Genomic DNA, 24,534 nt, shown 5'->3' with positions numbered 1-24,534 from the left:
CGTGGGGTGGGATATAGGCGGATGCCGCGCGGACGGGCCGTGCGGCGGAATCGACGCTAGGGATCGCCGGCAAGAACGGTCAAACCCGCGCACCGCGATCACACCCGCGATGAGACCGCTATTTCCGCGCCGGATCGGGGATTGCGGCGGAAAGCCGCGCGCTGTCTGGATCGCGCTATTTCCCTGTTTTTTTGGGCTAAAACCGCGTCGGGTAATAATGTTTCAGCGACTATGTTGCAATGCAGCATAATTTAATCGGGCGAACTGGACGATTCTGGATTCGTCGGCGCCCGATACTGTGACCGCGGCGGGTTTTCGTCGCCGCCGCGGGCGTGGCCATGAGCCGGGCGAGGGCGTTTGAAACTCGAAACTCACCATCGCCGGGATTCGTCAATAGCGCCGCGTGACACTCATCCGTCGAATCATGTGACCTGTCTTGGCAATATCGAATCATTATGTCGTGGCATAACGTTTCGTCATGGCTGGGGTTATATGGCCGAAACCGGCACGACCGCACAAAACCGCGTTCGACGACCGCCCGCGGCGAAGCAACAACGGCTGGCGAGCCGCGCCGCATGGCGTGGTCGCATCGCGACATCGTCGCCGGGCGAAAAAGAAAACCCCGGCCTGGACCGGGGTTTTCGGGGCGATCATGCGCATCGCCTCAGGTGTTGCGTATTACGTGGTGCGTACCATCAGAACGTGATGCTCCAGGTGTCGATGCGGCCGACGTCGCCGCCGACGTTGTCGTTGACCCGCAGCTTCCAGGTGCCGTTGAGGGTTTCGCTCGACAGATTGAAGGTGAAGGTGCCGGCGACGTTGTCGGCGCTGCCGCCGGTGCGGTTGTGGATGTTGTAGAGCGAGCCGTCCGGCGCGACCAGGTCGACCTTCAGGTCCTGTTTGTAGGTGTGCACGATGTTGACCGACACCGAGGCATTGCTCGGCGCGTTGCCGGTGCGGCCGGAGACCACGATCGAGCTTTCCACGGTGGTGTTGTCGCCGATCGCGACGTCGTTGCCGTTGCTGTAGGTCTGGGTGCCCGGACCCGGGCCCGGGCCGGGACCGCCGGGGCAAGCCACGCCGACCACCTGGAACGCGGCGGTCACGTCGGCCACGTTGAAGCCCAGATCGGTAGCCGCCTGTTGCACGCCGCAGGCGCCGTTGTTGAAGTCGGTGCTCGGGGTCCAGTAGTCCTTGTTGGCCTTGGCGAAGACCTTGAACGCCTTGACCGTATCCCAGCCGGCCTTCTTGGCCAGGGTGTAGAAGGCCTTGTTGTAGACGCCCGAGGAGTGATGAACGTTCATGCCGCTGCGGTAGTTGCTGGCATGCCCGATCGAGACGCCGTCGCGGGTCGGGTCGTCCATGTAGCGCAACGCGCCGCTGCCCTTCTTGATCTGCGCGCCGACCATGAAATCGTTGGTGCCGTTCATGAAGAATTCGCCCGCCTCGCCGGCGATGTCCGAATAGGCTTCATTGATGCCGCCCGACTGGCCGGAATAGAGCAGGCCCGACTGCTGCTCGGTGAAGCCATGCGAGACCTCGTGTCCCGACACGTCCAGGCTCACCAGCGGATAGAACACGGTGGCGCCGTCGCCGAACAGCATGGTGGTGCCGTTCCAGTAGGCATTGTCGTGATTGGTGCCGTAATGCACGGCCATGGTCAGCTTGAACGACAGCGGCGCCATGCCGACGTAGCTGTTGTACATGTCGTAGATGACCTTGCCGAAGAAATGCGCGTCGTTGACCGGCGAGAACCCGCCATTGATGGCCTTGAAGGTATTGCGCGGACAGGTGTACGAGAACGCCGGCTTGCCCGCGGCGCTGGTCGAGCCGGCCAGATCCACGGCTTTGACGAATTCGTTTTCCATAACGCAGGTGCTGCCGTTTTGCTGCACGTCGAGCTTGGCGAACTGGGTGCCGTACTCATACTGGCCGGTCTTGGTATTGCCGCCCGGGCCGGTGCCGATCAACGCGTGATTCAGGCCTTCCCACTGCTTGAGCACGCGGCCGCTGTCGGCATCGACGATCACGTACGGACGCGTCGGCTCGCCCTTGGCGGTGTCGGCGAAGAACGACACGACATAGCTCATGTGCGCCACGCCGTTGTCGTCGATATAGATCATGCGCCGGCTGCTTTCGTTCTCGATGCGCATCTGGCCCAGGCGCTTGCCGAGCGCGGCGCGCTTGGCCAGATTCAAGGCCTGCGCGCCGCTGAGCTTGGGCGCGACGTCGGGCAGTTCGGCGGCGAGGCCTTCGATCGAGCGGCCGAACAGGCTGCGCACATTGCCGTTGGCGTCTTCGCGCACGACCACATGCTCGCCGAACACCGGCACGTTGCGGAAGGTCTGCTGGTAACGGTAGTTGCGGCTGCCGTCGGCATCCTGGCTGCTCTTGAGCTGGCTCAGCGACGACTGAGCGTCGAGCGCGATCAGTTCGGCATGACGCACGTTCGCCTTGACCGCCGCGCCGGACTTGGCCACGGCCGAGCGGTACTGCTGATTGAGCTTGGCGACGTCCTTGGCGCGCAGGTCGACGCGCTGCGCGGCGGTGGCGGCGCTGGCGGCCGAAGCGAGCGAGATGGCGATCGCCAGGATGGACAGGTTGCGATTCATTGGTGGGTTCCCCGAAGCGTTGATAAGGCCGGGCAGACACGAGGCACGGGGCCGGGCGACGTCGATGGGAGACGACGCGTGGACGGGTGCGGCCGGTGTCCGGCGCGAAAGCCGCGGCACGGGTTGCGGCGCGGCGCAGGGAACGTGGAGGCGCGATCGCGAAAGCGTCAACGCGGTCGATGGGTTTCACAGAGAAAATGCAAACCAGGTCGTTTTCGCCGGCCGGTCGCCGCGGCTCGGAAGTATCTGGAAATACGCGCTGCGGAATCGAAGTAATCGATATCATTCGCTGCCGATGATTTTGTAATACAGTTTCAGGGAATTTGATGCGTCGCAGCAATAATGCCGCAAGTAGCTGTGTTTAAAGGATATGTTGGATGTGCCGCGTCGGTGTTTTATTTGTGTATATGGCCGGGCGCGAAGTCGGCGGGCGACGAATTGCGATTATTTATCGGTATTGATTCACGATTTTCCGATGGCGGGTAATTGCCTGCGATGTGATTGAGTTCTTTTTGAATATGCGATTGCGGTTGGGCGAACGGCATCGCGCTGCGTAAGAGAGTGGGGCGAGGGTTGCGCGATCCAAGTCCTGCCGCTCGACGGCCGCTGACGACTGCGGCGATAACGGCATGCTGACGTGGCCGTCGGTGCGGCCGGGATCTGCCAAGGCGGGGCTTGGGATACGAGTTCGACTGCGGCCGCGCCATTGCGATTGTTGCTCGCTGCTGCATGGACGTCGGAGCGGAGCAGTGGCGACCGCGGTGGTCACTCGGTCGCCGTAAGCGCCGCGGATCGCTTGCGATGGACTCGCACAGCCGACGCGCGTCCGCGCATCGCGCCCGGACAGGCAAGCTCCGGACACGCTCAAGTCGGTCGTGGATCACACAAGCTCGTTCTATACTCGTCGCAGTTTTCGGAGAGATACGCATGAAGCGCGCGCACCCCCTGGATGGAACTGCGATCTTGGATACCCCTGACTCGAGCCGGCCCGCGGTAGGCCCGGCTGCTCCGAACCCGCCTGGCGCGAAGCGGGCCGCCTGTGCGCCGCGGTGGCTGGCGCGCGCGCTGGTGGCCGTGCTGGTGGCGACCACGCTGGTGGTCGCCGGCTGCAAGCGCGACACCACCGGGCAGTTGCCCGAGGTCAGCGGCGAAGCCATCGTCGCCAAGCGCGAGGCGATCAAGGGCTTCGCCCTGGTCGCGGCCTATCCCGACAGCAAGCGCGGCGACGAGCTCGCCATCGCCCTGGAATTCAGCCAGCCGCTGGTCGGCACCCAGAGCTTCGACGAACTGCTCGCGGTGGCCGACAAGAACGGCGCGGCGGTGCAGGGCAGCTGGGTGCTCGACGACGGCGGCAAGATTTTGCGTTTCCCGCATGTGGAAGCGAGCAAGGACTACACGGTCACGATCAAGCCCGGCCTGACCGCCGCGGCCGGCGACCGCATCGCCCAGGCGATCACCAAGCAGGTCTACACCGGCCCGCTCGATCCGGTGGTCGGCTTCGCCTCGCAGGGCAGCGTGCTGCCGGCGCGCGACAGCCGCGGCCTGCCGGTGGTGTCGATCAACGTGGCCGAGGTCGACGTCGAATTCCTGCGGGTCAAGGAAAAGGAATTGCCGAAGTTCTTCGCCGAGTACCAGCGCGGCGGGCGCAAGGGCAGTTGGGACCTGGAACGCGACTGGGACGACAAGAAGCCGTTGTCGAAGCTGGCCGAACCGGTCTACGTCAACCGCTTCGTGCTCGGCGGCAAGCCCAACGAGCGCGTGCTGACCTATCTGCCGCTGCAGGACATCAAGGAACTGCAGGAGCCCGGCCTGTACTTCGCGGTGATGAAGCGCGCCGGCCAGTTCAAGGACGAGTTCGAGACCGCGTTCTTCACCGTCAGCGACCTGGGCCTGCACGCGCGCGCCTACAAGGACAAGCTGTTCGTGCATGTCGCCTCGCTGGAAAAGGGCGGCGCGGTCAGCGGGGTCGAGCTCAAGGTGCTCAACGCCGAAGGCGAGCCGGTGCTCAAGGGCGAGACCGACGGCAACGGCAACGCGATGCTGCCGTACAAGCTCGACGCGGCGCAGGTGCTGATCGCCAAGAAGGGCAGCGACGTCACCATGCTGCCGTTCAATCAGCCGGCGCTGGATCTGTCCGAATTCGCCGTGGCCGGCCGCGAGCAGGCCTGGTTCGACGTGTTCGCCTGGTCCGGCCGCGACCTGTATCGCCCCGGTGAGACGGTGCGGCTGTCGGCGCTGCTGCGCGATCAGGACGGCAAGCCGATCGACACCAAGGGCAAGGCGCTGCAGCCGGTGTTCGCGCGCTATGTGCAGCCCGACGGCAAGACCTTCCTGGAAACCCGCCTGCAACCCGATGTGCAGGGCTATGTGCGCCATGCGCAGGTGATTCCGGCCGATGCCGCGACCGGCCGCTGGCGGGTCGAGTTCCGTACCGATCCGAGCAGCAAGGAAGCGGTGCAGGGCATGACCCTGCGGATCGAGGAGTTCCTGCCCGAACGCCTGAAGCTGGACCTGACCGCGCAACCGGTGCTCAAACCCGGCCAGCCGTTCAAGCTCGGCGTCGACGCGGCCTATCTGTACGGCGCGCCGGCCGCGGGCAACCGTTTCACCGCCAAGCTCGCGGTGCTGGTCGAACAGCATCCGCTGGAGCAGTTGCCGGGCTATTTCTTCGGCGACCCGACCCTGACCTTGCCGAAGGAAGCCAAGGACGTGGTCGACACCACCCTGGGCGACGACGGCAAGCTGACCCAGGACATCGCGCTGCCCGACGAAGCCAAGCCGGTCAGCCCGATCGCCGCGATCGTCACCGGCAGCGTGTTCGAAACCGGCGGACGCAGCGTCAATCGCAGCGTCAAGCGGGTGCTGTGGCCGGCCGATGCCTTGGTCGGCGTGCGTCCCTTGTTCGACGACAAGGAAGGCAGCGACGCCGACAGCAATGCCGGCTTCGAAATCACCCGCGTAGGCAGCGACGGCAAGCCGCGTCCGGCCACCGGCCTGCGCGTGACCCTAGTGCGCGAACATCGCGACTACCACTGGAACTACGCCGACGACGGCGGCTGGGATTACGATTTCACTCGCCGCTTCGAAGATGTCGAAGTGCGCAACGTCGATGTCGGCGCCTCCCCGGCCAAGCTGAATTTCGCGGTCAAGTGGGGCGAATACCGCGTCGACGTGTACGACCCGGCGACCAAGCTCACCAGCCGCTATCCGTTCCGCGCCGGCTGGAGCTGGGACGATCAGAACCGCGGCCTGGACGCGCGTCCCGACAAGGTCAAGCTCGCGCTCGACAAGACCGCGTACAAGGCCGGCGATACGCTGGAAGTGACCCTGACCCCGCCGCACGAAGGCTCCGGCCTGCTGATGGTCGAAGCCGACCGCATGCTGTACGTGCAGGCGATCGAGGTGAAGGCCGGCAGCAAGTTCAAGATTCCGGTCACCGCCGACTGGGAACGCCACGATGTCTACGTGACCGCGCTGGTGTTCCGCGGCGGCAGCGCGCCGAGCAAGATCACCCCGGCGCGCGCGGTCGGCGTGGCGCACGTGCCGATGGACCGGCGCGAGCGCAAGGTCGCCGTCGGCATCAACGTGCCCAAGCTGATGAAGCCCGAGCAGGACCTGCCGGTCATCGTCAGCGCGCCGCAACTGGCCGGCAAGGACGCGTACGTGACCGTGTCCGCGGTCGACGTCGGCATTCTCAACATCACCCGTTTCCCGGTGCCGGACGCGGCCGCGCATTTCTTCGCCCAGCGCCGGCTCGGGGTCGACGCCTATGACGTGTACGGGCGGGTGATCGAAAGCTACGAGGGCGAGGTCGCCAAGATCCGCTTCGGCGGCGACATGGCCTTGCAGGCGCTGCCGCAGGCGCGGCGTCCGACCGCGCGGGTGCAGACGGTGGATCTGTTCGCCGGTCCCGTGAAGCTCGACGCCCAGGGCATCGCCCGGATCAAGCTGGCGGTGCCGGATTTCAACGGCACCTTGCGGGTGTCGGCGCTGGTGTATTCCGGCGGCAGCTACGGCAACAAGGACGCCGAAACCATCGTGCGCGCGCCGGTGCTCGCCGAGGCCAGCACGCCGCGCGTGCTCGCGCCCGGCGACAGGAGCAACGTGACCCTGGACGTGCAGAACTTCACCGGCAAGCCCGGCGAGTTCGCGGTCAAGGTCGAGGGCATCGGCCCGCTGTCGCTGAGCAACGGCGAGCACACGCTCACGCTCGGGGTGGAAGCCAAGAAGACCCTGACCTTCCCGGTCGTGGCGCGCGAGGGCTACACCACCGCGCAGGTGCGGGTGCGGGTCGACGGCAACGGCTACAAGGTCGATCGCCGCTACGACGTGCCGGTGCGTCCGGCCTGGCCATCGGTGCTGCGTTCGCGCACGCGGGTGCTCGACGAACTCGGCGCGATCCAGATCGGCACCGATTTCGCCGACGGCCTGATGCCCGATTCGGTCAACGCGCGCATGGTGGTCAGCGCCTTGCCGCCGATTCCGTTCGCCAGCGCCTTGCAAGGCGCGCTGGAATACCCGTACGGCTGCGCCGAGCAGACCACGAGCAAGGGCTATGCCGCGCTCGAACTCGACGAAGCCACGGCCAAGATGCTCGGGGTCAAGGGCATCGACGCCAAGCAGCGGCGCACCCGCATGGAAGGCGCGTTCGGGCGGCTGGCGGCGATGCAGATCGCCTCGGGCCACTTCTCGATGTGGGGCGGCGACAGCGACGGCGACTCGGTCAATCCGGCGCTGACGCCGTACGTGGTCGAGTTCCTGCTCGATGCGCGCGACGCCGGTTTCGCCGTGCCCGACGGGATGCTGCAGAAAGCGCTCAAGGTGCTCAACGAGGATCTGCTTTCGGGCAATGCCTCGTTCTACGGCTACGATCGCCGCGAACACCTCAAGTTCGCCTATCAGGCGCATGCCGGCTACGTGCTGGCGCGGGTCAACCGCGCTCCGCTGGGCACCTTGCGCGCGCTGTACGACAACGATCGCAAGCAGAGCCTGACCGGTCTGCCGCTGGTGCATCTGGGCCTGGCGCTGTCGTTGCAGGGCGACAAGTCGCGCGGCGGCAAGGCGATCAAGGAAGGCTTCGCCCGCGACGCTTCGCAGCGCCCGCCGTACCTGGGCGACTACGGCAGCCGTCTGCGCGACGACGCGCTGATGATCGCGCTGGTGCACGAGCACAAGCTGTCGCAGCCCGAGTACGACGCGCGCGCCGTGTCGATGGGCCGCGACCTCGATGCGCGCCGCAACAGCGGCTGGCTGTACCTGAGCACGCAGGAGCAGGTCGCGCTGGCGCGTCTGGGCAAGGCGCTGATGGCCGATCAGGGCAAGCAGATCTCCGGCCGCTGGACCATCGCCGGCGCCTCGACCGATGCCGATCCGGCCAAGCTAATCGGCCGCGTGTTCGACTTCGCCGCGCTGTCGAGCGGGGTGAGCTTCACCCCGAACGGCCAGCCGCCGCTGTACGCGAGCCTGGAAGTCGCCGGCGTGCCGCGCACCGCGCCGGCCGCGGACGCTTCGCAGATCGAGGTCAGCCGCAAGTTCTATACGACCGAGGGCAAGGACTGGTCGGGCGGCAGCCTGGTCGAGGGCGAGGCGCTGATCGTGCAGGTCACGATCAAGGCGCATAGCGCGATGCCCGATGCCTTGTTGACCGACCTGTTGCCGGCCGGCCTGGAAATCGAGAACTTCAATCTCGGCGACGCCAAGCAGTGGGCCGGCGTGGTGGTCGACGGGATCGAACTGTCCGAGCGTTCCAGCGCCGCCGAGGTCAAGCACGAGGAGTTCCGCGACGATCGCTACGTGGCAGCGCTCAAGCTCGGTCAGAACCAGACCGCGCGCGTGTTCTATCTGGTCCGCGCGGTGACGCCGGGTACCTACACCGTGCCGCCGTCGCTGGTCGAGGACATGTACCGTCCGGAGATGCGCGGCGTCGGCAAGGCCTCGCCGGCGAGCTTGTCGGTGCGTCAGCCGTGAGTTCGATGAGCAGGGCGGGAAGCTTCGCGCTTCCCGCCGCGCGCATGGCGTTGCTGGCGGCCTCGCTGCTGTCGGTGGCGGGCTGCGTCGACAAAGGCAAGGGCGGTGAAGGCGAGGGTGTCGACAAGAACCCGAAACCGGCCGCGACCGCGCCGAGCAATGCCACCGATCCCGCCCTGAACTGGGGCGGCACCACGCCGCACGACACGCCGCCGGTCGCCAACCCGTTGCTGGCGCAGGCCGAGGCGGTCATGCGCAAGGCCGATCCCGGTTTCGACCGCTTCGACGTCAACTACACCACCGGCGATCTCGACCGCGACGGCCGCGACGACGTGGTGATCGAGTACGGCGTCGGCGATGAAGACGCGACGCGCCATGTCGCCAAGAGCATCTACCTGCTGCTCGCGCGCGACGGCGGCCTGCAGTTGCAGCCCGAGGTCACCGAGGCGTTCTCGGGCTGTCCGGTGGTGCGCGAGATCGTCGGCGGCCAGTTGCTGGCCGATGCGCTGGAAGCGTGCATCGTGCCGTTTCCGAAGACCATCGGCTATTACGCGTTCGAATGGGACGACCGCCGCAAGCGCCTGCGTCAGGTGTACGAGCAGGACACCGAGCAGCGCGTGGTCATGCGTCTGCAGCAGTTGCGCGAAGCCTTGCTGGCCCAGCGCAAGGACGAGGTCGACCGTCATCTGCGCGCCGCTCCGGCTCCGACCGCGCCGGCCGATCGCGCCAAGCCGCGCGCCGCGCCCGAGCAGATCTTCGCCGACGCCGCGCTGCGCCGCGGCTTCAGCGATACCGTCGGCATGCTCAGCCATATCGAATTCCAGAACGACGGCAAGCACGCGCGCAAGGCGACGCTGGCGACGTCGGGCGCGGGCAAGTCGGCCGAACGCGCCCTGTACCTCGACCTGGAGCCCAGCGCCGACGATTCCATGCTCGAGTCCGACGGTTACACTTACGTCCTCGATGCGAGCGTGCTGGTGCGCTGGCCGGACCCGGGCACGCGCGGCGGCCATCAAGTCAGGTTCAACCTGATCGACGGCGACCTGTATCTGTCCGAACACGGCCCCTTCGACATGGACGAAGAACGTTGATGCCGCGCCTGCGCCCGCCGCCGCGCCGCTTGCGAATCCCGAATCCCTAATCTCGAATCACCGCGTTAACCAGGGTCGCCCCCGAACCCCGAACCCTTCAAGGAGTGAACATGCGCAAGACTCTGATGCCGTCCCTGCTGATGCTGGCCCTGGCGGCCTGCCAATCCGGCGACAAGGCCGCCGCCGCGGCCCAGACCGGCGCGACCGCCACGCCGCCGCCCGCCGCGGCCGCGCCGTCGGATCCCAAGCAGACCGCCGAGCGCGCCTTCGCCGCGCTGCGCAAGATCGACCCGCAATTCGAACGCCTGGGCTACAGCGAACTGGTCGGCGACATCGATCAGGACGGCCAGGACGACGTCGCCGTGCTGTACGGCACCGGCACCCCGGACGCGACCATGGCCGCGATGCAGAAACTGGTCGTGCTGATGACCCGTCCCGGCGGCCCGCAGGCGTTGCCGCAGTCCGACATGCCGGATTTCTGCCCGCAGCTCGACAAGATCGAAGCCGGCAAGCTGTACCTGCACCAGATCGACATCTGCTCGGCGGCGCGGCCCAAGGCCACCGACTATTACGTCTATAAGTGGAACGGCAAGACCATCGTCCAGGCCGAACACCAGACCATGCCGCAGCGCGTGCTGGCCGATCTCAAGCCGCTCGGCGTCGCATTCCGCGCCCGCGACAAGAAGGTCGTGCTCGATGCGATGACCTTCCCGCTGGAAGCGTCGAACTGGCCGGTCTACGACACCGAACTGGAGAAGGCGGCCAAGGCCGCCGGCGGCAAGATCGACCGGGCGATGGCCGAGAAGTACTACACCGACCTGTTCCCGAACGACCGCGCCGACTTGTACGCGGACGCGATCGGGGACTTGCAGGGCCGGCCGCTCAAGACCGATTCCAGCGGCTCGACCTCGTCGAGCTCGCCGGGCAAGGACGGCATCACCTACGGCCTGGTGGTGCAGCCCGATCCGGACGAAGACCGCGAGGAGAGCAACGACAACCGCATCGTCGATGCGCGCGTCGACCTGGGCATGGCCGAGGGCGACGGCGGCCAGAACCTGGTGCTGCTGCTGATCGAAGGCCAGTTGAAGATCGTCGCGATGAACACCGCCGGCTGATCGCCGTCGGTTCGCATCGCCGCGGATGGACGCCTCATCGATGCGGACATTCGCGATCGATCCATCGACCCACCACGCGATCGCATCCGCGCCCGGGCCCGCGAGGGCCTGAGGCGCGCGCATCGCGAAACGCAACGAGCGCCGCATGCCGTCCTCCCCATCGCCTGACGCCGCCATGGCCGCGCGCCATGCCGCGCCCGCGGCGGCGGCCGGGCCGCGTTGGCGCCGCCGCGGCCTGAAAGCCCTGCTCGCGCTGTTGCTGCTGGCGACCGCGGCGATGCTGCTGGATCTGGCGTTTCTCTTGCCCTTGCCGAAACCGCGCGACGCCGGCGCGGTGATGGTCGCGCGCGACGGCACGCCGCTGCGCGCGTTCGCCGATCGCGACGGCGTGTGGCGGTATCCGGTCGATGCGGCCAAGGTCTCGCCGCTGTATCTGCAGGCGCTGCTGAATTACGAAGACCGCTGGTTCTGGAAGCACCCGGGCATCAACCCGGTGGCGATGCTGCGCGCGGCCGGGCAATGGCTGCGCAGCGGGCGGGTGGTGTCGGGCGGATCGACCCTGACCATGCAGGTCGCGCGCATCCTCGATGCGCAGCCCGGGCAGAACCGGCGCAGCTTGTGGTCGAAATCGCGGCAGATGCTGCGCGCATTGCAACTCGAAGTGCATCTGAGCAAACCGCAGATCCTCGCCCTGTATCTCAACCGCGCGCCGTTCGGCGGCACCGTCGAAGGCGTGGAAGCGGCGAGCTGGGCCTATCTGGGCAAGCCGTCCTCGCGTCTGTCGCATGCCGAAGCGGCGTTGCTGACGGTGCTGCCGCAATCGCCGAGCCGGCTGCGTCCGGATCGCGAACCCGAACGCGCGCGCGTGGCCCGCGACAAGGTGCTCGCGCGCATGGCCGCGCTGGGCGTGTGGTCGCGCGCGCAGGTCGAGGATGCGCGGGTCGAACCGGTGGTCGCGCGCTCGCTGCAACCGCCGCGCTACGCGCCCTTGCTCGCGCAGCGGTTGCGCTTCGCCAATCCCAAGGCGGCGCGGGTGCTGTCGACCATCGACCTGCCGTTGCAACGCACCCTGGAAGATCGGGTCGCGGCGTATTTTTCCAGCTTGCCCGAACGCACTTCCGCGGCGCTGCTTGTTGTCGACAACGCCAGTCTGGAAGCGCGCGCTTATGTGGGCTCGGTGACCTTCGGCGACGCCGCGCGCCTGGGCCATGTCGACATGGTCCAGGCCTGGCGTTCGCCGGGTTCGACGCTAAAACCGTTTCTTTACGGGCTCGCGCTCGACGACGGGCTGATCCATTCGGAAAGCCTGTTCGTGGATGCGCCGCAATCCTTCCACGGCTACCGGCCGGGCAATTTCGATGCCGCGTTCAACGGACCGGTCGGCGCGGCGACCGCGCTGCGCCTGTCGCTCAACGTGCCCGCGGTGGATCTGCTCGATCGGGTCGGCCCGGTGCGGTTCTCGGCGCGGCTGGCCCATGCCGGCATCGACCTGCAATGGCCGCGCGGCGCGCAGCCGAATCTGGCGATGATCCTCGGCGGCACCGGCGCGCGACTGGAAGATCTGGTCGGCGCGTATGCGGCGTTCAATCGCGATGGCGTCGCCGGGCGCGTGCGCTATCAACCCGACGCGCCGGTGCTGGAGCGACGGCTGTTGTCGCCGGGCGCGGCCTGGATCGTGCGCGAAATTCTCGAAGCCAATCCGCGCCCGGGCAGCGTCGAGCAGACGCTCGATGCGAGCGGCCGCCCGCGCGTGGCCTGGAAGACCGGCACGAGTTACGGTTTCCGCGATGCCTGGGCCTTGGGCAGCACGCGGCGTTACACGGTCGGTGTGTGGGTCGGCCGGCCCGACGGCACGCCGCTGCCAGGCCAGTACGGCGCGGTGACCGCGCTGCCGTTGCTGTTCGAAGTGATCGACAGCCTGCCGCGCCAGCGCGGCGACGCGACGCCGCGGCCGCAGCCGGCCAACGTCGAACAGATCGAAGTGTGCTGGCCGCTGGGCCTGCCGCCGGACCCGAACGCGCCGCAGCTATGCCATCGGCGCATGCAAGCCTGGACCCTGGACGGTTCGGTGCCGCCGACCCTGGCCGAGCGCGACGCGCGGCTGTGGAATGCGGGGATCGAGCGCTACGAGGTCGATGCGCGCAGCGGCTTGCGGCTGTCGGCCGATTGCGCCAAGCCGCATGAGCGCAAGGCCCTGGAACTGGCGCGCTGGCCGGCGTTGGCGTCGCCCTGGCTCGCGGCGGATACGCGCAAGGCCGCGCGCCTGCCGGCGTTGTCGCCCGACTGCATCGACGACGGCCGCGACGCGATCGAAGAGCTGCGCATCGAAGGCATCGACGATCTGGCCACCCTGGCGCGCGCGCCGGGCAACGCCACGCCGCTGCGGTTGTCGCTGCGCGCGCTCGGCAGCGACGCACGGGTGCGCTGGCTGCTCGATGGCCGGCTGATCGGCGAATCGCAGGGACGCGCGCGCTTCGATCACGATTTCGGCGAAGTCGGCGATCACACCTTGACCGCCTTGGCCGATACCGGGGCGTGGTCGCGGATCAGGTTCCGGGTATTGCGGTGAGCGGCGATCGCCGTGGCGACTGCGCGCTATACGGCTCGACTCAGCGCTGTTTGCGTCGTTCGTCCAGCGACACGACTTTATCGCCGGAACCGCTGCTCGACATTGGCTTGTTCGACGACGCATTTTTTGACGACGCGTTTGTCGATGGCGCGGGTTTCACCGAGGTCGCCGGCCGCTTGTGATCCGCGCGTTCGCGGCGCAAGCGCTGCAATGCCCATGGCAGCACGCCCCAGGCGGTGCGACCGTCCAGCGGCGCGATCGGCAGCAGGTTGAGAATCGCGTTCAACAGGTTCATCGGCCCCCACACCAGCACGGCCGCGCCCAGCGGCGAGCGCAGCGGTTCGGGCAAGTGCGGGCTCAGCAGCGACAAGGCGATCGCCAGCGCGAACAACAGCATCTGCGCGCCGACACCGCCCCAGGCGACCGCGATCTCCTGGCCGGGCGTGCGCGCGGTTTCGTAGTTGCACACGCCGTGCAGCGGAAAAATCCGCAGCGCGTGCACCCGCAGCCGGTTATGCCGCGCGACCCAGGCGTGGCCGGCCTCGTGGGCGACGATCAGCGACAGGTAGGCCGCGATGCCGCTCATCACCGTGGCCGGATCGCGACTGAACAACAGCGCCAGCAACACGATCAGCAGCACCGACCAGTGAAAGCTCACCGGCGCGCCGAACAGGCGGAACAAGGTCGGTTCGCTACGATCGGTCGGCATCGGCGTTCACAAGCGATGGAGTCGGGTTCACCGCGGCATGGTAACGCGCGCTTGCGACTGCTGTCGCAGGCGCGGCGACGCATCACGCGGGGCGGGCTGCATCGGGCCGCGCGCAATGCTATACATCGCCCACACCAGACGGCCCGGCCTGCGACAATGGCGGCCGCAATGCCGGAACCGGGCGCTTTTCGTCCGATTCGCACCACACCAAGCGCCGACACGGAGAATCCAGTGGCCACCCGCACTACCCACGACTTCGGCCGCATCGACGCGCAGCGTCTGCCCGAGCTGCTGCGCCGCATGCCCAAGGCCGAGCTGCACATGCATATCGAAGGCTCGCTGGAACCCGAGCTGATCTTCGCCCTGGCCCGGCGCAACGGCGTCAGCGTGCCGTACGCCGATGTCGAAGCGCTGCGCAAGGCCTACGCCTTCAGCAATCTGCAAAGCTTTCTCGACATCTACTACGCCGGCGCCAGCGTGCTGCTTACCGAGCAGGACTTCTACGACATGGCCTGGGCCTATCTGCAGCGCGCCGCCGCCGACAACGTCGTGCACACCGAGATGTTCTTCGATCCGCAGACCCACACCGCGCGCGGCGTGGCGGTCGAGACGGTGATCAACGGCCTGCATCGCGCCTGCGTCGACGCGCAGGCGCAGCTGGGCGTGAGCGCGCTGCTGATCCTGTGCTTCCTGCGCCATCTCAGCGAGCGCGAGGCGTTCGAAACGCTGGAACAGGCGCTGCCATTTCGCGACAAGTTCATCGGCGTGGGCCTGGATTCGAGCGAACTGGGCCATCCGCCGGAGAAATTCGCGCAAGTGTTCGCGCGCTGCCGCGAACTGGGCCTGCGCCTGGTCGCGCACGCCGGCGAAGAGGGGCCGCCGGCCTATGTGTGGAGCGCGCTCGACGTGCTCAAGGTCGAGCGCATCGATCACGGCGTGCAGAGCGTCAAGGACCCGGCGCTGATGCAGCGTCTGGCCCAGGACCGCATCCCGCTGACGGTATGCCCGCTGTCGAACCTGAAACTGTGCGTGTTCCCGGACCTGGCTCAGCACAACCTCGGCGCCTTGCTCGACGCGGGTTTGGTCGCCACGGTCAATTCCGACGATCCGGCGTATTTCGGCGGTTACGTCAACCAGAACTTCACCGAGACCTTCGCCGCCACCGGCCTGGGCGCGCGGCAGGCGTGGCAACTCGCGGCCAACAGCTTCGAGGGCAGCTTCATCGACGCCTCGGCCAAGCGCGCCTACATGGACCGGCTCGATCAGGTGTTCGCCACGTTCTGACCGGCAAGCGCGCTTCGCGCCGGGCGAGCTATCCGCGCAAACAAACAACCCCGCGTTCGGCGGGGTTGTTTTTTGCGGAACCTGGACGCGTCGCTCAGCGGCCGGTCCAGCCGTCGAGCATGTCGGCCAGTTCGTCGGCGTGTTCTTCTTCCTGCGCCAGGATGCTCTCCATCATGCGCTTGGTGGTGGTGTCCTTGTCGCCGATGAAGTTGATGATCTCGCGGTAGCTGTCGATCGCGATGCGTTCGGCGACCAGATCCTCCTTGACCATGTCGCGCAGGTCGCTGCCCTCGACGTATTCGGCGTGCGAGCGCTTGGACAGCACGTCGGGATTGAGGTCGGGTTCGCCGCCGAGTTGCACGATGCGTTCGGCGATCAGGTCGGCATGCGCCTGTTCTTCGTTGGCGTGCTCGAGGAATTCGGACTTGACCGCGTCGGCCATCAGCCCACTGGCCATGAAGTAGTGGCGCTTGTAGCGCAGCACGCAGACGATCTCGGTCGCCAGGGCCTCGTTGAGCAGCCGGATCACCGCTTCGCGATCGGCGGTGTAGCTGTCGGTGATCGCGCCGTCCTCGATGTGCTTGCGGGCGCGGGCGCGGATGGCGGCGATATCGGTCACGAAGGCCGACGGTTTCGCGGCGGGTTTGTGCGTCGATAGCTTGCTGACGGGCTTGGCGGACATGACGTCTCCTGGCAGTCGGGGGAAGGGCAGGGAACCTCAGGCTGGCGTGGTGGGCGGGAAGAACGCGGGCCCGGATGCATTCGGGCCCGCGGCGGTCGTGGCGATCAGACCTGTTCGAGCATGTACTCGGCCGAGGACACGCGGTATTCGCCGGGTTCCTCGACGTGCAGTTGCTGGACCACACCGTCGTCGGCGTACAGCGCGAAGCGCTTGGCGCGGGAGCCCATGCCGTAGGCGCTGGCGTCGAGTTCCAGGCCGAGCGCGCGGGTCAGGTCGCCGTTGCCGTCGGACAGCATGATCATGCCGTCGGGCACGTGCTGGCTCTGCGCCCAGGCCTGCATCACGAACGGGTCGTTGACCGCCAGGCAGGCCACTTCGATGCCCTTGGCGCGGAAGTCCTCGAAATGCTGGACGAAACCGGGCAGGTGCTTTTCCGAGCAGGTCGGGGTGAAGGCGCCGGGCACCGCGAACAGCACCGCCTTGCGGCCGCCGAACAGGGCCCGGGTGTCGACCGATTCGATGCCCTGGTTGATGCGCTTGAGTACGACTTCGGGCAGGCGTTCGCCGACCTGGATGCTCATGGGGTTCTCCTGATAGTGGGTGCGAGTCTAGGCAGGCGGGTCTAAACACCGCGTCAACGACTTGAAATCGCGGTCATAGTCGCCATGCTGTCGGGTTAATGATGCGTCAAGGCGGGCTGGGCGGACAGCGCCGCGGCCGCGCGACGCCGCCGGAGCGATCGATGCAGTTCAAGGATTACTACGAAACTTTGGGCCTGGAGCCCAGCGCGGGCGAAGCCGAGATCAAGACGGCGTATCGCCGGCTTGCGCGCAAGTACCATCCCGACGTCAGCAAGGAGGCCGGCGCGGAAGAAAAATTCAAGGCGGTCAACGAAGCCTACGAGGCCTTGCGCGATCCGCAAAAGCGCACCGCCTACGATCAACTGCGCGCGCGCGGTTATCGGCCGGGCGACGAAGTGCAGGCGCCGCCGGGCGGCTTCGGCGGCGGCTATGGCGGCGGCAATCCGGATTTCGAGGAAATCTTCGCCGGTGGCGGCGCGGGCGGCGGCTTCAGCGATTTCTTCGAGAATCTGTTCGGTCGCGGGCGCTCGGCCGGTGGCGGCTTCGGCGGCAACGCCGGCGCGCGTCCGGCGCCGCCGCGCGGCGACACCCGCGCCAAGCTGGCGATCTCGCTGGAACTGGTCCACGAAGGCGGCAGCGTCCGCATTTCGGTTAACAACAAGACCCTGGACGTGCGCGTGCCCAAGGGCATCCGCCCGGGTCAGCTGATCCGGCTCGCGGGGCAGGGCACGCACGGCGATCTGTTGCTGGAAATCGAATACGCCGCGCATCCGCAGTTCGAAGTCGACGGCCGCAACGTGATCCACGTGTTGCCGCTGGCGCCGTGGGAAGCGGCGCTGGGCGCGACGATCAGCGTGCCGACCCTGGGCGGGCCGGTCGACCTGAAGATTCCCGCCAATTCCGAAGCCGGCCGCAAATTGCGCCTGCGCGGTCGCGGCCTGCCGGGCACCCCGGCGGGCGACCAGATCGTCGAACTCGAAGTGCTGGCGCCGCGGCCGCAGACCGATGCGCAGCATGAGGCGTACGAGACGATGCGGGTGGCGTTTGGGGAGGATTGGCGGCGGGAGTGAGTTGTGAGGAGTGAGTCCTGAGGAGTGAGAAGTGAGTCGCGAGGAGTGAGGCGCGCGCGGGTAAGGCGATGGTGCGCGCTGGCGTGGCGATGCGCGGTTGATCGTTAGGGCTTCGTCGTCGTGGTGTCGGTCGCGACGGCTCTGACTTCTGCGACTGATTCCTGCGTGATTTACTTCGTTGATTCGCGCCGTAACTCTTTGCCGTCATTCCCGTAAACACGGGCTCCGCTTTACTTTGGCGCAAGCCAAATATCCAGCGACACTTCAAGCCGTCATTCCCGCGAACGCGGGAATCCAGGGCTTCACCGCGACAGAACTCTGAAGTCTCTGGCCCCCCACCTTCGCGGGGATGACGGAAGGCGGGCGCGTTGCAGGCGGGTAGTCGCGCGGAGGCAACAGCTGCATGCGACGCGAGCCCGATAGTCTCGTGATGCCGGCAGGTGGGCGCCGCGAGCCGGAAAGTCTCAGGTATGCGCAGGTGCATTGCGTCCCCGCGGGCGCGCCCAGCGCCGCACGGAACCGGCCGACGCCAGCCAAAACAGTCGGGCGGCGCGCACGACCAGCCAAAAATAATCCCGGCCGAAGCCGGGATCGTGTCTACCCGAAACCGCGCGGATCGCCCGCGCCGCCCGTTCAGCCGGCCGAGGGCAGCAACTGGCCGATGATCTCGGACAGGTCGGTCTCGCTGAACGGCTTGGTGATGTAGGCCTTGGCGCCCTGGCGCATGCCCCAGACGCGGTCGGTGTCCTGGTCCTTGGTCGTGACCAGCACGATCGGGATGTGCTTGGTCGTCGCCTCGCGGCAGATCGAGCGGGTGGCCTGGAAGCCGTTGAGGTTCGGCATGACCACGTCCATCAGGATCATGTCGGGCAGCTCGCGCTTGGCCGCCTCGACGCCGGCGGCGCCGTCTTCCGCGGTCAGTGCTTCGTGCCCCAATTTCTCGACGATGCGACGGATGCCCATCAACTGGGACGGCGAATCGTCGACGATCAAAATACGCGCCATGTGTTTCCCCCAAGGATCTGCGGCCGATTGTAGCGACGCGGCGCGCGGCTGCAATGCCAACTAGATCACGACCAGGGTTCGGCCCACCGAACCGCCTGCCAGCATGCCACCAAAGACCTGCGGCAACTGTGCCAAACCGACCTCGCGGGTGCAGATCCGCTCCAAGTGCGCGGGTTTCCAGTCGCTGCCCAGGCGCTGCCAGACGCTGTCGCGGATGTCGCGCGCGGTCCCGGCCGAGGCGATCCCGAGCAGGGACACGCCGCGGATGATGAACGGCATGACCGTGCTGTCCAGTTCCGCGCTGGCGGCCAGTCCGGCGGTGGCGACGTTGCCGTAGGGCGCGGTCTGCGCGAGCAGGCTGGCCAGCATCGGCCCGCCGACGTTGTCCAGGCCGCCGCCGAAGCGCACCGATTCCATCGGTCGCGCGGTCGCCAGCGCGTCGCGGTCGAGCACCTGGCTGGCGCCGATCGAGCGCAGGTACTCGGCCTGATCGGCCTTGCCGCTGATCGCATGCACTTCGAAACCGGCGCGGCTGAAGATGTCCAGCGCCAGCGAGCCCACGCCGCCGGTGGCGCCGGTGACCGCGAGCGGGCCGTGTTCGGGCGTCTGCCGGTTGTCGAGCAGCCGATGCAGCGCGAGCGCGGCGGTGAAGCCGGCGGTGCCGAGGATCATGCTCTCGCGCAGGCTCAGGCCGGCCGGCAGCGGGATCACCCACTGCGCCTGCAGGCGCGCGTATTCGCCGTAGCCGCCGTCGCGGGTCTCGCTGAGGCCGCAACCGGTCACCAGGACCGCATCGCCCTCCTTGAAGCCCGCATCGCGCGAGGCGACCACGTGCCCGGCGACGTCGATGCCGCCGACCAGCGGAAACCGGCGCAGGATCTTGCCCTCGCCGGTGCCGGCCAGCGCGTCCTTGAAATTGACCGACGAGAACGCGGTCTTGATCACCACCTCGCCCGGCGCGAGATCGTCCAGCGTGACCTGCTCGATACCGCTGCGGTAGCCGCTGGCGTCGTTGTGGATGCGGAAGGCGTTGAAGCTGCTGGGAATGGTCATCGGCGCGGGCTCGTGGTGTACGGCGCGATGATAGCTGAGGGTTTGGGGCCGGGAATCGGGAATGGGGAGTCGGGAATCGTAAAAGCCTGGATGCGTGCTTTGCTCTTTACGATTCCCGATTCCCGATTCCCGCCTCACCTCAACCAATATCACTGGAAGTAGGCACCACCTCGCGCTCGGACTTGATCCGCTTGGACCATTTCCGGGCGCGCTTGAATTCCTTGTCGTCGCTGTCGAGCAACTGGATGCGGCCGAGTTCGACCTTCCACAGCAACTGGTTCTGGGTGGTGAACACGATCAGCGGCTTGCGATATTGCAGGCTCATGAACACGTGGAACATGGTCGGCGCGGCCGAGGTCAGGTGGCTGACGTAGAACGCCTGCGCCTTCTTCAGCTGCTTGCCGTCGTAGTTGAGGCAACTGCGGGTCTGTTCGTAGTGATCGAGGATGCGTTCGCCGCTTTGGTCCATGCGGAACATGGTGTAGCCGCCCATCGGCACGTCGTCGTCCTGCCACGGCGGCATCATGAACACGAAGATCTGCGGCTTGTGGTCTTCCTCGACGTCGAACACCACGAGGTTGGGCGGGGTGTCGCTGCAGTACAGCGGCTTCTGCGTGCGCGCCAGGGTCTGCGCGGCCATCAATTTTTGTTCGCGCGGATTGGCCGGGCGCGGCGGGTCCAGACGCTTGGTGTCGCGCACGCCGAACGGCTGCATGTGCAGGCTGGATTGCGCGAACGAGATCAGTGTGTCGCCGTCCTGACTGAAATAGTTCACGTCGACGCGGTCGCCCCGGTCGTCGGTCAGCCAGCCCTTCGGCGAGCCGGGGAAATCCTTCAGCGCGCCGATCTTGAGCAATTCGTCGCTGGTCAGCCACGCGGCCATGTCGTGGCGGCGGATCAGGCTGCCGACGTTCTCGGCGATCAGCACGTCGCTCTGGTACTTGAGCGGGATGTCGCAGGCGATGCGGCGGCTGCGCGCGTCGGCATCGGCGGGCAGTTCCTTGGCCAGGTCGCAATCGCCGCTGCGCGCGGCCGGCTTAGTCGGCTCGGCCGCGCGCGAGGCGGTCGGCAGCAACGCCAGGATCAGCCAGGCGGCCAGCAATCCGCGGCGGGTGGTCAGGGCCATCCTCGAATCCTTTCTGGGGTTGGCCGACTATACGGGGTCGCCCGGCGCGTTGCCGAGGGCGCCGATCGCCAAGGCGCGGGGCTGCGCGCTCATGCAACGAACGCATCCGCACCGACGGCGCGCGAACGCCGCCGGCGCGGTCGTGGCGTCAGCGCAAGGCCTTGCGGCGCTTCTCGTCCATCCACTTCGAGGCCGCGGCCGGGGTGTAGCCCTGCATCCAGCCGAGCATCGCGTCGATGTCGTCGCCGTGCCACAGGTCGTTGCGCTGGTCGGCATGCACGAAGCGTTCGGCGACCATGCGGTCGAGCATCGCCATCAGCGGCGCATAAAAGCCGTCGATGTCGAGAAACGCGCACGGCTTGTTGCCGATGCCGAGCTGGCGCCAGGTCAGCATCTCGAACATTTCGTCGAGCGTGCCGAAGCCGCCGGGCAGGGCGACGAAACCGTCGGCCAGGTCGAACATGCGCGCCTTGCGCTCGTGCATCGAACCGACGATTTCGAGCTTGCTCAGGCCGCGATGGGCGACTTCCCAGTTGACCAGTTGCTCGGGGATCACCCCGATCACCTCGCCGCCGCCCTCGAGCACGGCATCGGCGACCACGCCCATCAGGCCGACGTTGCCGCCGCCGTAAACCAGGGCGATGCCGTCCTTGGCCAGGCGATGGCCGAGCGCCATCGCGCGTTCGGTATAGATCGGCTTGGCGCCGGCGTTGGAGCCGCAGTAGATGCAGATGCTTTTCATGGGGGGGCGGGAATCGGGAATGGGGAATAGGGAATCGGAACGGCAAACACGGGTTTCGGGAGGCCCAAAAAGCGAATCGGGAACCGGACGGGCGCGTTGCGCTCTTCCGATTCCCGATTCTCCATTCCCGATTCCCGGCTTAATTCGCCTTATGAATCGCGCGCTTGTCGACCGCCATCGCCGCGTCGTGGATCGCTTCCGACAGGGTCGGGTGAGCGTGGCAGATGCGGGCGAGGTCGTCGGCGGAGCCGTTGAACTCCATGGTCAGCACGCCTTCGTGCACGAGTTCGGACACGCCGACGCCGACCAGATGCAGGCCCAGCACGCGATCGGTCTCGGCGTGGGCGATGACCTTGACGAAGCCGGCCGGCTCGCCCATCGCCACCGCGCGGCCGATCGCCGCGAACGGGAAGCTGCCGGTCTTGTACGGGATGTTCTCGGCCTTGAGCTGCTGCTCGGTCTTGCCGACCCAGGCGATTTCCGGCTCGGTGTAGATCACCCACGGCACGGTGTCGAGGTTGACGTGGCCCGGCAGGCCGGCGATGAGTTCGGCGACCGCGATGCCTTCCTCGAAGCCCTTGTGCGCCAGCATCGGCCCGCGCACGCAGTCGCCGATCGCCCACACGCCGTCGACGCCGGTGTGGCAATGCTCGTCGACTTCGATCTGGCCGCGCTCGTTGAGCTTGACGCCGGTGCCTTCGGCGAGCAGGCCCTTCGAGGCGGCGCGACGGCCGACCGCGACGAGCAGCTTGTCGACCACCAGTTCCTGATCGGACTTGCCGTCGTTGTAGGTCAGGTGCACGCCGTCCTTCTGGATGTCGGCCTTGCTGACCTTCGCGCCGAGCTTGATGTCCAGGCCCTGCTTCTTGAATTCCTTGGCCGCGGTCTTGGCGACCTCGGCATCGGCGGCGGCGAGGAAGTCGGGCAGGGCTTCGAGGATGGTGACTTCCGAGCCCAGGCGCTTCCACACGCTGCCCAGTTCCAGGCCGATCACGCCGGCGCCGATCACGCCCAGGCGCTTGGGCACTTCGGTGAAGTCCAGCGCGCCGACGTTGTCGACGATCTTGTCGCCGTCGAACTTGGCGAACGGCAGTTCGATCGAATCCGAACCGGCGGCGATGATGACGTTGGTGCCCTTGAGCTCGACCTCAGAACCGTCGTGCTGCTTGACCTTGACGATGTTGCCCGGGTGCAGCACGCCGAAGCCGTAGTACGGGGTGATCTTGTTCGCCTTGAACAGCATCGCGATGCCGCCGGTGAACTGCTTCACGATCTTGTCCTTGCGACCGACCATGGTGGCGACGTCGATCTTGGCGTTGTCGGCGCTGATGCCGTGTTCGCCGAACAGATGCTGCAGGTTCCAGAACTGGCGCGAGCTGTCGAGCAGCGCCTTGGACGGGATGCAGCCCACGCGCAGGCAGGTGCCGCCGAGCGCGGGCTTGCCGTCCTTGCCGAGCGCCGCGTCGATGCAGGCGGTCTTCAGACCGAGCTGGGCGGCGCGGATGGCGGCGTGATAGCCGGCGGGGCCGGCGCCGATGACGACTACGTCGAATTGCTCAGACATCTGATATTCCTTATTCCTTTTCCCTTCTCCCGTTTACGGGAGAAGGTGCCCGAAGGGCGGATGAGGGGGCGGGGAGGGCGTCGCTGCTGCGGAAGGCCCTCACCCCAACCCCTCTCCCGCAAGCGGGAGAGGGGCTCGTTGCATTACATGCCGAGCAGCATGCGATGCGGGTTCTCGAGCTGGTTCTTGATATCGACCAGGAACAGCACCGCGTCCTTGCCGTCGATGATGCGGTGGTCGTAGCTCAGCGCGATGTACATCATCGGCGCGGCGACCACGGCGCCGTTCTCGACGATCGCGCGTTCCTTGATCGCGTGCATGCCCAGGATGGCCGACTGCGGCGGGTTGACGATCGGGGTCGACATCAGCGAGCCGAAGGTGCCGCCGTTGGTGATGGTGAAGGTGCCGCCCTGCAGGTCTTCCAGCGCCAACTTGCCGTCGCGCGCCTTCTTGGCGTAATCGCCGATGGCCTTCTCGACGTCGGCGAAGCCCATGCGCTCGACATTGCGCAACACCGGCGTGACCAGGCCCTTCTCGGTCGACACCGCGATCGAGATGTCGGCATAGCCGTGATAGACCACGTCGTTGCCGTCGACCGAGGCGTTGACCACCGGGTGACGCTGCAGCGCGTTGGCCGCGGCCTTGGCGAAGAAGCTCATGAAGCCCAGCTTGACGCCGTTGGCCTTCTCGAACGACTCGCCCAGTTCCTTGCGCATCGCCATGACCTTGCCGAGGTTGACTTCGTTGAACGAGGTCAGCATCGCGATCGAGTTCTTCGACTGCATCAGGCGCTCGGCGATGCGCGCGCGCATGCGGGTCATCGGCACGCGCTCTTCCGGACGCGCGCCGGCGGCGTTGCCGACGCCGCCGTTCTTGGCGTAATTGAGGATGTCTTCCTTGGTCACCGCGCCCTTGCGGCCGGTGCCTTCGACCTGCGCCGCGTCGATGCCTTCCTTGTTCGCGGTGAAGCGCGCGCCCGGGGGCAGCTGGTCGTTGGCGCTCGCGGCGGCGGCCTTCGGCGCTTCGGCCTTGGGCGTGATCGGCTGCGCGCCGGCGGCCGGGGTCGCGTCGACCTTGGCCGCGGCCGGCGCGGCTTCGGCGGCGGGCGCGCTGGCGGCGGCGCCGGCCTCGACGATCGCGATCAGCTGCGAGCTGGTCACGGTCGAGCCTTCCTCGAACTTGATTTCCTTGAGCACGCCGTCGACCGGCGAGGGCACCTCGAGCACGACCTTGTCGGTTTCCAGGTCGACCAGGTTCTCGTCGCGCTTGACCGCATCGCCGACTTTCTTATGCCAGGTGGCAATGGTGGCGTCGGAGACCGACTCGGGCAGAACGGGGACTTTGATCTCGGTGCTCATGGGGCA

The 24,534-nt window shown here is 67.0% G+C and carries 16 protein-coding genes; 6 read left to right on the top strand and 10 right to left on the bottom strand.

Going from position 1 to position 24,534, the window contains the following annotated elements; all coding sequences use genetic code 11:
- Nucleotides 1–695: 695 nt before the first annotated feature.
- Nucleotides 696–2,612: a M4 family metallopeptidase gene (locus IEQ11_RS13210; protein WP_191822703.1), complete on the bottom strand. Its 1,917-nt coding sequence runs from the start codon at nt 2,610–2,612 to the stop codon at nt 696–698.
- A gap of 1,065 nt (nt 2,613–3,677) precedes the next feature.
- Here IEQ11_RS13210 and IEQ11_RS13205 point away from each other — a divergent pair.
- The 4 genes from IEQ11_RS13205 (at nt 3,678) to pbpC (ending at nt 13,354) form a co-directional block, all read left to right on the top strand.
- Nucleotides 3,678–8,579, top strand: a complete 4,902-nt coding sequence (locus IEQ11_RS13205; protein ID WP_228464818.1) for an alpha-2-macroglobulin family protein — start codon at nt 3,678–3,680, stop codon at nt 8,577–8,579.
- A gap of 5 nt (nt 8,580–8,584) precedes the next feature.
- A complete protein-coding gene (locus IEQ11_RS13200) occupies nt 8,585–9,670 on the top strand; it encodes a hypothetical protein (RefSeq protein WP_191822705.1) in 1,086 nt (361 codons plus the stop codon).
- Between the two features lie 110 nt (nt 9,671–9,780).
- A complete protein-coding gene (locus tag IEQ11_RS13195) occupies nt 9,781–10,785 on the top strand; it encodes a hypothetical protein (RefSeq protein ID WP_057921761.1) in 1,005 nt (334 codons plus the stop codon).
- Between the two features lie 175 nt (nt 10,786–10,960).
- Complete coding sequence (gene pbpC, locus IEQ11_RS13190; protein ID WP_191822716.1) at nt 10,961–13,354, top strand: penicillin-binding protein 1C; 2,394 nt, start codon at nt 10,961–10,963, stop codon at nt 13,352–13,354.
- A 40-nt stretch (nt 13,355–13,394) separates the two neighbouring features.
- Here the strand turns inward: pbpC and IEQ11_RS13185 are convergent, their stop codons facing one another.
- Nucleotides 13,395–14,063, bottom strand: a complete 669-nt coding sequence (locus tag IEQ11_RS13185) for a zinc metalloprotease (RefSeq protein ID WP_191822706.1) — start codon at nt 14,061–14,063, stop codon at nt 13,395–13,397.
- A gap of 231 nt (nt 14,064–14,294) precedes the next feature.
- Here IEQ11_RS13185 and IEQ11_RS13180 point away from each other — a divergent pair, with 231 nt between their 5' ends.
- Complete coding sequence (locus IEQ11_RS13180) at nt 14,295–15,347, top strand: adenosine deaminase (RefSeq protein WP_247024539.1); 1,053 nt, start codon at nt 14,295–14,297, stop codon at nt 15,345–15,347.
- 94 nt (nt 15,348–15,441) lie between these two features.
- On the opposite strand, the gene IEQ11_RS13175 is transcribed toward IEQ11_RS13180, so the two are convergent.
- Complete coding sequence (locus IEQ11_RS13175) at nt 15,442–16,029, bottom strand: ferritin-like domain-containing protein (RefSeq protein WP_096414668.1); 588 nt, start codon at nt 16,027–16,029, stop codon at nt 15,442–15,444.
- A 104-nt stretch (nt 16,030–16,133) separates the two neighbouring features.
- Entirely contained in the window at nt 16,134–16,610 is a 477-nt protein-coding gene (locus tag IEQ11_RS13170; protein WP_191822708.1) for a peroxiredoxin, read from the bottom strand.
- Between the two features lie 161 nt (nt 16,611–16,771).
- On the opposite strand from IEQ11_RS13170, the gene IEQ11_RS13165 reads away from it, so the two are divergent.
- Nucleotides 16,772–17,680 (top strand): DnaJ C-terminal domain-containing protein, encoded by a 909-nt coding sequence (locus IEQ11_RS13165; protein ID WP_036104424.1) that lies wholly within the window; start codon nt 16,772–16,774, stop codon nt 17,678–17,680.
- Nucleotides 17,681–18,313: 633 nt separating this feature from the next.
- Here the strand turns inward: IEQ11_RS13165 and IEQ11_RS13160 are convergent.
- The 6 genes from IEQ11_RS13160 to sucB form a co-directional block, all read right to left on the bottom strand.
- Nucleotides 18,314–18,685: a response regulator gene (locus IEQ11_RS13160; protein ID WP_036104242.1), complete on the bottom strand. Its 372-nt coding sequence runs from the start codon at nt 18,683–18,685 to the stop codon at nt 18,314–18,316.
- A 60-nt stretch (nt 18,686–18,745) separates the two neighbouring features.
- Complete coding sequence (locus IEQ11_RS13155; RefSeq protein WP_057921758.1) at nt 18,746–19,738, bottom strand: YhdH/YhfP family quinone oxidoreductase; 993 nt, start codon at nt 19,736–19,738, stop codon at nt 18,746–18,748.
- Between the two features lie 139 nt (nt 19,739–19,877).
- Complete coding sequence (locus IEQ11_RS13150) at nt 19,878–20,864, bottom strand: hypothetical protein (RefSeq protein WP_191822709.1); 987 nt, start codon at nt 20,862–20,864, stop codon at nt 19,878–19,880.
- Between the two features lie 148 nt (nt 20,865–21,012).
- On the bottom strand, nt 21,013–21,606 hold the full coding sequence (locus tag IEQ11_RS13145; protein WP_096414665.1) for an LOG family protein: 594 nt from the start codon (nt 21,604–21,606) through the stop codon (nt 21,013–21,015).
- Nucleotides 21,607–21,745: 139 nt separating this feature from the next.
- Nucleotides 21,746–23,170: a dihydrolipoyl dehydrogenase gene (gene lpdA, locus IEQ11_RS13140; RefSeq protein ID WP_191822710.1), complete on the bottom strand. Its 1,425-nt coding sequence runs from the start codon at nt 23,168–23,170 to the stop codon at nt 21,746–21,748.
- 143 nt (nt 23,171–23,313) lie between these two features.
- Nucleotides 23,314–24,528: a dihydrolipoyllysine-residue succinyltransferase gene (gene sucB, locus IEQ11_RS13135; protein WP_036104227.1), complete on the bottom strand. Its 1,215-nt coding sequence runs from the start codon at nt 24,526–24,528 to the stop codon at nt 23,314–23,316.
- Nucleotides 24,529–24,534 lie beyond the last annotated feature (6 nt).

Origin of the sequence: Lysobacter capsici, from assembly GCF_014779555.2 — a bacterium.
Classification (GTDB): Bacteria; Pseudomonadota; Gammaproteobacteria; order Xanthomonadales; family Xanthomonadaceae; genus Lysobacter; species Lysobacter capsici.
This window is presented reverse-complemented; position numbering and strand designations above follow the sequence as displayed.